9 protein-coding genes are annotated in these 6618 nt (G+C 44.5%); 5 read left to right on the forward strand and 4 right to left on the reverse strand.

What is annotated here, in order from left to right; translation table 11 throughout:
- Both ACKI3C_RS01875 and ACKI3C_RS01880 read left to right on the forward strand, forming a co-directional pair.
- The coding region (locus ACKI3C_RS01875; RefSeq protein WP_407401475.1) for an ATP-dependent Clp protease proteolytic subunit at positions 1-610 on the forward strand (610 nt) is incomplete at its 5' end.
- Entirely contained in the window at positions 607-1125 is a 519-nt protein-coding gene (locus tag ACKI3C_RS01880) for a hypothetical protein (protein ID WP_407401477.1), read from the forward strand. The genes ACKI3C_RS01875 and ACKI3C_RS01880, both read left to right, overlap by 4 nt.
- 60 nt (positions 1126-1185) lie before the next feature.
- On the opposite strand, the gene ACKI3C_RS01885 is transcribed toward ACKI3C_RS01880, so the two are convergent.
- The 4 genes from ACKI3C_RS01885 to ACKI3C_RS01900 all read right to left on the reverse strand — a co-directional run bounded on the left by ACKI3C_RS01885 (position 1186) and on the right by ACKI3C_RS01900 (position 3437).
- Complete coding sequence (locus ACKI3C_RS01885; protein ID WP_407401479.1) at positions 1186-1641, reverse strand: hypothetical protein; 456 nt, start codon at positions 1639-1641, stop codon at positions 1186-1188.
- Positions 1641-2039 carry a hypothetical protein gene (locus ACKI3C_RS01890; protein ID WP_407401481.1) on the reverse strand — a complete coding sequence of 133 codons (399 nt, stop codon included), beginning with the start codon at positions 2037-2039 and terminating at the stop codon, positions 1641-1643. Before ACKI3C_RS01890 ends, ACKI3C_RS01885 begins: the two co-directional genes overlap by 1 nt.
- Entirely contained in the window at positions 2029-2805 is a 777-nt protein-coding gene (locus ACKI3C_RS01895; protein WP_407401483.1) for a DUF4417 domain-containing protein, read from the reverse strand. The genes ACKI3C_RS01890 and ACKI3C_RS01895 overlap by 11 nt, the downstream gene beginning before the upstream one ends.
- Before the next feature lie 239 nt (positions 2806-3044).
- The gene (locus ACKI3C_RS01900; RefSeq protein WP_407401485.1) at positions 3045-3437 is read right to left on the reverse strand and encodes a hypothetical protein; all 393 of its coding nucleotides are present in this window, start codon (positions 3435-3437) and stop codon (positions 3045-3047) included.
- Between the two features lie 298 nt (positions 3438-3735).
- Here ACKI3C_RS01900 and ACKI3C_RS01905 point away from each other — a divergent pair, with 298 nt between their 5' ends.
- The 3 genes from ACKI3C_RS01905 (at position 3736) to ACKI3C_RS01915 (ending at position 6431) form a co-directional block, all read left to right on the forward strand.
- Entirely contained in the window at positions 3736-4011 is a 276-nt protein-coding gene (locus tag ACKI3C_RS01905; protein WP_407401487.1) for a hypothetical protein, read from the forward strand.
- A 262-nt stretch (positions 4012-4273) separates the two neighbouring features.
- Positions 4274-4777: a hypothetical protein gene (locus ACKI3C_RS01910; RefSeq protein ID WP_407401489.1), complete on the forward strand. Its 504-nt coding sequence runs from the start codon at positions 4274-4276 to the stop codon at positions 4775-4777.
- Complete coding sequence (locus ACKI3C_RS01915) at positions 4767-6431, forward strand: hypothetical protein (RefSeq protein ID WP_407401491.1); 1665 nt, start codon at positions 4767-4769, stop codon at positions 6429-6431. Before ACKI3C_RS01910 ends, ACKI3C_RS01915 begins: the two co-directional genes overlap by 11 nt.
- Positions 6432-6618 lie beyond the last annotated feature (187 nt).

A 6618-nucleotide genomic window follows, 5' to 3' on the forward strand; every position in this document is an offset into this window, starting at 1 on the left:
GGCAAAACACACATACAACCTGCACCTGAAAGGCTATGTCGGCGGTTGCGACTTCGACCGTGACTATGTTGACTATATCCTTGCCAACAATGCCGGCAAGCCGGTGTCGGTGCTCATCGACTCTCTGGGTGGCTCGCTCGCCACTGCTCTCAGCATCGCTTCTGCCTTCAACGCCCATGGTGACGTATCAGTCCACTTCGTGGGCATGAATGCTTCGGCGGCAACCATCGCATCGCTCGGTGCCAGCAGCATCAGCATCGACTCGTCGGCAATGTACCTCGTCCACAAATGCAGCAGCGAGTTCTTCCAGTACGGCAACCTCAATGCCGATGACATCGCCACTCTCATCAAGGACCTCAAGGCCACCAAGCGTGACGACCACGACTCGCTTCCCGAGAAAATCGCAGCCTGCTATGTCGAGAACCTTGACGTGCTCCGCAGGATGAGGGAGATTCACTTGCAGTTGCGTTTCCTGTCTGGTCTCGGTCCCACGAAAGAGATATGCCCGGACTCCGACCGCTATCCGTTCCTCAAAGAACTCATAGCGCTTGACAAACAATACCACTCTAACTGGGATAGGTACGACCACTTCGTCATCGGACAGGAATGAAAAGGAACCAGTCAATAGGCGATGTGCTGCGACCGCTTGCGGACGCACCTTACCAGGCGTACCTTTCCAATGTGCTGCAGGTAGCCGATGTGCTTGACTGGATCCTTTCGCAAGTCGGGCATGCCGAAGTGTGGCAGACCTCGTTCTCGATTTCAGAGGAGTTCCTTCGCAGGCTTTTCTTCATCGAGCGTTCGGGGAATGTGTCGCGCTTCAACCTGGTGCTTGACCACAAGGCTACGAACAAGACGCTCAAACTGTGGGCGTTCATCACGCAGGTCATTGAGCGTACCTACCTTGCGGACAATCACTCAAAGATTCTGCTCGTGAAGTCCGACCGTGGCGACACTGTCGCTGTCGTTACCTCGCAGAACCTCACGCGAGGAAACCGACACGAGTCTGCTTTTATTTCCACTGACCCGGACATCTTCAATACGCTGTTCGCGAAGGTCAATGACTTGATACGCAATCACTCCGTTCCGCTCAATGAACTTTTTGAACAACGCTTGCAACAATGAACTATTAAATCAACAAGTGGATATAGGTACAGAAATTCCTATATCCACTATAAAAAGAGCTTAACGGAATTTTACATTTGGGTTAAACTTTCTAAGAACAGGTCCATATTTTTTTATTTCAGCGTTGTTCATCAAACGAGCTTCACCACTAATCCTTTCAAAGATGTGTTTCCCTTTATCGTTTACACCAACGAAGCGATACTTTTGTACATGGACAACACCTTCCTTAAAAAAACGTCCGTCTGATTGGTTGACATGAGTGTGGCTCCAATCAAAATCAACTATCATTCGGCGACTCTCATAGACCTTAGCTTGCACTGCAATATCATCGGCATTGGGCCTAAGATAGACATCAGAAGTGTTAGAATAGCTTGGTAACTGTGCATGTTCCTTTTTCCCATCAATACGTCGTATCATTTTACAACGCAAGCCATTTATGTTCTCGGTTTTACCAACGGTTTCATACAAATATTCAGAGAAACCTCCTGTTTCAATATACTGATATCCTCCTCCCATTACATATAATCATAATTATGTTCGTACTCTACACCTTTATAGTCTATTTCTCGCAACCATGTTTGTAAAGTTATTTCCTCATCATGGAGAGATAAAGATTTAAGATCTGCGTTAAGCAGATTATAAAGAGATTGGAAATGAGTTTCGTTACTTTTTTTTCCATCTTCAACTTTACCTAACAAATATTCGTCATAGTCAATTCGTACGATATATATGTGCAAATCGTTTGACTCTTCACTAAGTACAAGGTCTCCTGCACATGTATATTCATATTCTTGCTTCTGCTTCATTTTTGCGAAAAATTCTTTTTCATTCTCTGATGAGAATTCTGTGACCATACTATTAAATAAAGCAATATCATGGGGCCACATTACGTGTGGTTTTTGTTTAATTTCCATTTCTAAAATGTGTTTGAACATATCCAGGAAAATACATTGTCGGCGTACTAAGTCCTGGTACTTCGATACGCTTACCATAAATAATAATTAAAGTCGGTTTCTTCTGTTTTTCCAATTCTAAGACAGCTAATTGCCACAACTTAACAGAAAATGGGTCATTAAGTCGTACAGTTTCATTGCCGATAGCTATTATGCTATTTTCTGGAAGTCCCTCAAAGCACCAACTAAAAGAATCTGCATCTCCGTATGTAGCTGTCGGTATTACATTAAAGCCGCATTTTTGCCAATACGCTCCAATAAACCGGGTTTTATAGATACTCGTTTTGTTAACAAAAACCGTGGGCGCATCAACAAAACATGAGTAATCTGGCGTAAAAAGAATATCAAACCTAGCCAGTCCCTTAGTGATTTGTTCTAACCTATTCCATAGGGATTTAGCAAAATATCTGTCGTACACAAAGAAATGAAGTCCAATCTCGCTTCCTTTTGCTGCACTTTTCATTGTATATGGATAGATTTTCCCCAAAGGAGGTATAGGCCCATTATATGGTTCCAATTGAGCGAATCCATTGTCGCTGGTAAACGTCATACCTTCTGACAAGTGTAAATTCTCGTAACGTAATCTGTCAACAACATTAGCACGCATTTCTTTGTGAATGCGAGTGTTGTCAGAAATCCGCTTTTTTTTAGTTTCAATATGACTCACGACTCCATTAAATAAGTCGAGAATCAAATTTGATTTATTTTTTTTATTCTGTTTTGTCATATAAAAAATAAATAAATTTAAATGACGAAAAAAATATTTTTAAATCATAAAAAAAAGAGCGGTTTTTATGTGTGTTTTCTTGCAAAAAAGAGCACAAAATGCTATTTTTGCATAAAAAAGAACGCAAAAACCTGAAAGTGGGGACTAAAAATCCTCAACAACCGCATGAACTCAGGATTTTATACTTGCCCTTCACTCCCGTCCAAAGCAGTGAAGGGCTTTTTTGTCCCCTTACTCTGTTAACTTTCCATATCGTTTTCGTTTTTACTGATTACACGCTTGGACATTTTGTACACTTCACCAGAAAGCTCTTCGTCCAAGTCAGCAACCCTTATTAAGTCAAAAATCACTGTACCTTCGTGATAATTGATGCCCAGTATGTCAAATAAACTAGTAGTGTTTATGCTGTAGTACCCACTGGATATATTAATCTTGAAGGTGTCCTCATTCTCATTGGAGTGGATTGCCATATATAGGTCTTCCGCGCCACCGTCACCCTGCGAGAAGGTAACATATTTTCTGTTGGCGAAATCCAAGGCTTCACTTGTTCCTTTTGGGAATCCCAGCTTGCCTGTTGCCTGAATTGTCGCCTTTAGCTTTACGCCGTATTTTTTAAAACTTAATATTTTCATTGTTCAATATTTTTCGCAAATATACACATTGTTTTGACATTTGTCAAGTATTTTGCAATTTATTTATCAACAATTACTGTTAATATCTGTCTTGGTTTTGGCGTAAAATCCATTTTTTGTATGATTTATCCCTCTTGTGTATTACTATGTAATATACAAGAGGGATAGTTTGAATATTTTGCATAGTTATTTTTTTTTCTTGTTTTTGTCAAATACTTGACATGTCAAACCACCAACTATAACATGTGTCTTTTTATAATATCGCCAGTTTCCATAAATTTGTCGTAAACTTTTATTTATGAACTACACAGAACAACAACTAGAACAGATAGAGAAGTTCGCTTCTATCTATCTTAAGATTTCGGACATGGCAACTGTGCTTGACGTGCCTGCCGAGGTTCTGCGTTGGGACATTTCCCAACGAGAAACCGAAGTATCTAAACGATACCACAAGGGCAAGGCAGCATCAAAGGTCAAGTTGCTCTCTCAGGAGATGCTTCTCGCACAAGTGGGATCGCCTCTCGCGGTGGAGAACGCACACCGAAATCTTATGGACATGGAGGATGATGAATAATAGCGGCTTTGCCGCTGGTTAAGCGTTTAGGCGACTATGTCGCTGGTTTATTGCTTCGCCGTTTACCGCTAAACTCCCTAAACCGCACGAAGTGCACTAAACCGTGGCTTTAGCCACAATAAACCAATTTTTGTAAGCAAAAATTACTATGGCTTTCCCGAATATCAATGAAATAGCGCGCACCGACCTGTTCACCAATGAGAGTGAACTGCGGTCTCGCTACCCCGATGTGCTCGTCGACCGGGTGCTTCGGGTGCGTGATATGTACTTATGGAGCACCGCCAATCCAGAGGCGAAGGACCGACAGTTCATCGAGACTGCTGTCGGTCGTTACGGCATCTCGCGAGTGACCGCCTATGCCGACCTCGCCGTGGTGAAGACGCTGCTCCCCACCATCGGCACTTCAACACGCGATTATCATCGTTGGCGATACAACGAAATGATAATCGAGACGTACCAGATGGCGAAGAAACGCAAGGACACAAAGACGATGGAACGCGCTGCTTCATCGTATGCGAAATACAACCGCATCGATGTCGAGGACGAGATCGCGGTTCCCTACGATGTCATCGTGGTTCAGCCTTTTACCGCCACCTCGGACCCCTCGGTGCTCGGTATCAAACCAATCCCTAATATCCAAGACAAAATCCAGGCGATGCTCAAAAAGTACCGCGCTGAGTCCATGGATATTGAAGATGTGGAGTTTGAGGAGGCTGACCTCGAATTAGACTCGCTTTTTGACAATAACCCCGACAATGGCGAATGATGTTTATTTCAATAATCCGCAGCGATTGACGCAACTCATCGGGGCAAACACCACCGTTATCGTTGCTGGGCGTCGTACTGGCAAGACCGACTCAATCGCTTCTCCTTTTGTGCTCCGCAATATGCAGAGAATGAAGGGCTCTACAGGCGGCATCGTGGTGCCGACCTTCAAGCATGGTTTGACTAACACCTTGCCAGGATTGCTTGCCGCGTGGAAGCGTTGGGGATTCCTCAACGGCATCCACTATGTCGTGGGCAGGAAACCGCCTAAATCGTTCGGCAAGCCCATCATCGAACCGAATGACTACGAGCATGTAATCACTTTCTACAATGGCTCTTGCGCTATTATCATATCGCAAGACCGACCGGGCTCGTCTAACTCGCTGACGCTATCTTGGCTGCTCGTGGACGAGGCGAAGTTCATCGACTACGAGAAACTGAAGGATGAGACGCTGCCAGCCAACGGCGGCATCAAGTCGTTCTTCGGCAAGCATTCGTTCAACCATTCCATCATGATTCTGTCGGACATGCCACAAACCCAAAAGGGATCGTGGTTCCTCCACTACAAGGATAAAATGGACACCGAGCTTATTGCTACTATCGAGGCAACCGTTTACGAAATATGGCGGACTAAAGACCGCATTCGTAAACTCAAAGAGCACAATAAGCCAGTGCCAGAATACTTGCCTAAATACCTGCGCCAGCTCGACACTAATCTCAACAAGATGCGGTCGGTGGCGGTGTATTACAAAGAATACTCGTCAATCGAAAACCTGCAGCTCCTCGGCGAGAACTACATCAAGCAGATGAAGCGTGACCTCACGCCAAAGACGTTCCAGACTTCTACCCTCTGCATGCGTCTCGGCATAGCGAAGGACGGATTTTATTCGTCTATGCGTGAGGGCCACAAATACAATGCTTCTAACTTTGAATTTCTCGATGAGCAATTCAAAGTGTTGAGTGGTTATAGTGGAGAGGTTAGCGCAATAACCAATAACCACTCCCCAATAACCAACGATTCACGTTGCGACAGCGACGTAAATCGTTATGCTCCCATCTGCATCGGCATGGACTACAATGCCAATATCAACTGGATTGTCGCGGGTCAACCCGACGGCAAGCGTCTCAATGTCATTAAGTCCTTCTATGTCAAATTCGAACGCAAAATCCCTGCTCTCGTTGAGGAGTTTTGCAACTATTACTCACATCACGAAAACAAGACGGTGGTGTTCTATTATGATACCACCGCCCTCGGCGCTAACTATGCAGTTAACGACCAGGATTTCCGCTATGTGATTATACACGAATTTGAACGCCACGGCTGGCGCGTCATCGATGTCTACCTCGGTAACCCGATGAGACACGATGAGAAATATCTGCTAATCAACCAGGGCTTTGCCGGTAAACAACGGCTCATGCCGATGTTCAACCGACAAAACAATGATGACCTTATCCTTGCTATTCAGACAGCAGGCGTGACACGCGGCCGTCTCGGATTCCGAAAGGACAAGGGCGGCGAGAAACTGGCGGAGTCCGAGGAAAACCTCCTCGAACACCGCACCGACGGAACCGATGCCTTCGATACTTTATATATTGGTTGCGAGAAGTTTCCACAGTTTGAGAGCGATTTCGTACCCTCGTCAGGAGTCCTATGATTTTTGGCACGATATTTGCAGAATAAAATATTAGACACAAATCTCGCGTAACTACTCAGGTAGGGGTACACGCCCTTAGCTCGCAACTCAAAAGTTGCGAGCTAAGGTGCTGTTTTAATAAAACTGTTGATTATTTCTCTATCTTATACCTTGCGACTTCCACAAGTGCATCAAGCGGATTCTGTTT

This window comes from Sodaliphilus sp., from assembly GCF_045598405.1.
Classification (GTDB): Bacteria; Bacteroidota; Bacteroidia; order Bacteroidales; family Muribaculaceae; genus Sodaliphilus; species Sodaliphilus limicaballi.

Excerpts from the sequence above, each read along its gene's own strand:
- ACKI3C_RS01910 (WP_407401489.1), top strand. The coding sequence starts at position 4,274 with ATGTACTTATGGAGCACCGCCAATCCAGAGGCGAAGGACCGACAGTTC.
- ACKI3C_RS01890 (WP_407401481.1), bottom strand. The coding sequence starts at position 2,039 with ATGGAAATTAAACAAAAACCACACGTAATGTGGCCCCATGATATTGCT.
- ACKI3C_RS01905 (WP_407401487.1), top strand. The coding sequence starts at position 3,736 with ATGAACTACACAGAACAACAACTAGAACAGATAGAGAAGTTCGCTTCT.
- ACKI3C_RS01895 (WP_407401483.1), bottom strand. The coding sequence starts at position 2,805 with ATGACAAAACAGAATAAAAAAAATAAATCAAATTTGATTCTCGACTTA.
- ACKI3C_RS01915 (WP_407401491.1), top strand. The coding sequence starts at position 4,767 with ATGGCGAATGATGTTTATTTCAATAATCCGCAGCGATTGACGCAACTC.
- ACKI3C_RS01880 (WP_407401477.1), top strand. The coding sequence starts at position 607 with ATGAAAAGGAACCAGTCAATAGGCGATGTGCTGCGACCGCTTGCGGAC.
- ACKI3C_RS01885 (WP_407401479.1), bottom strand. The coding sequence starts at position 1,641 with ATGGGAGGAGGATATCAGTATATTGAAACAGGAGGTTTCTCTGAATAT.
- ACKI3C_RS01900 (WP_407401485.1), bottom strand. The coding sequence starts at position 3,437 with ATGAAAATATTAAGTTTTAAAAAATACGGCGTAAAGCTAAAGGCGACA.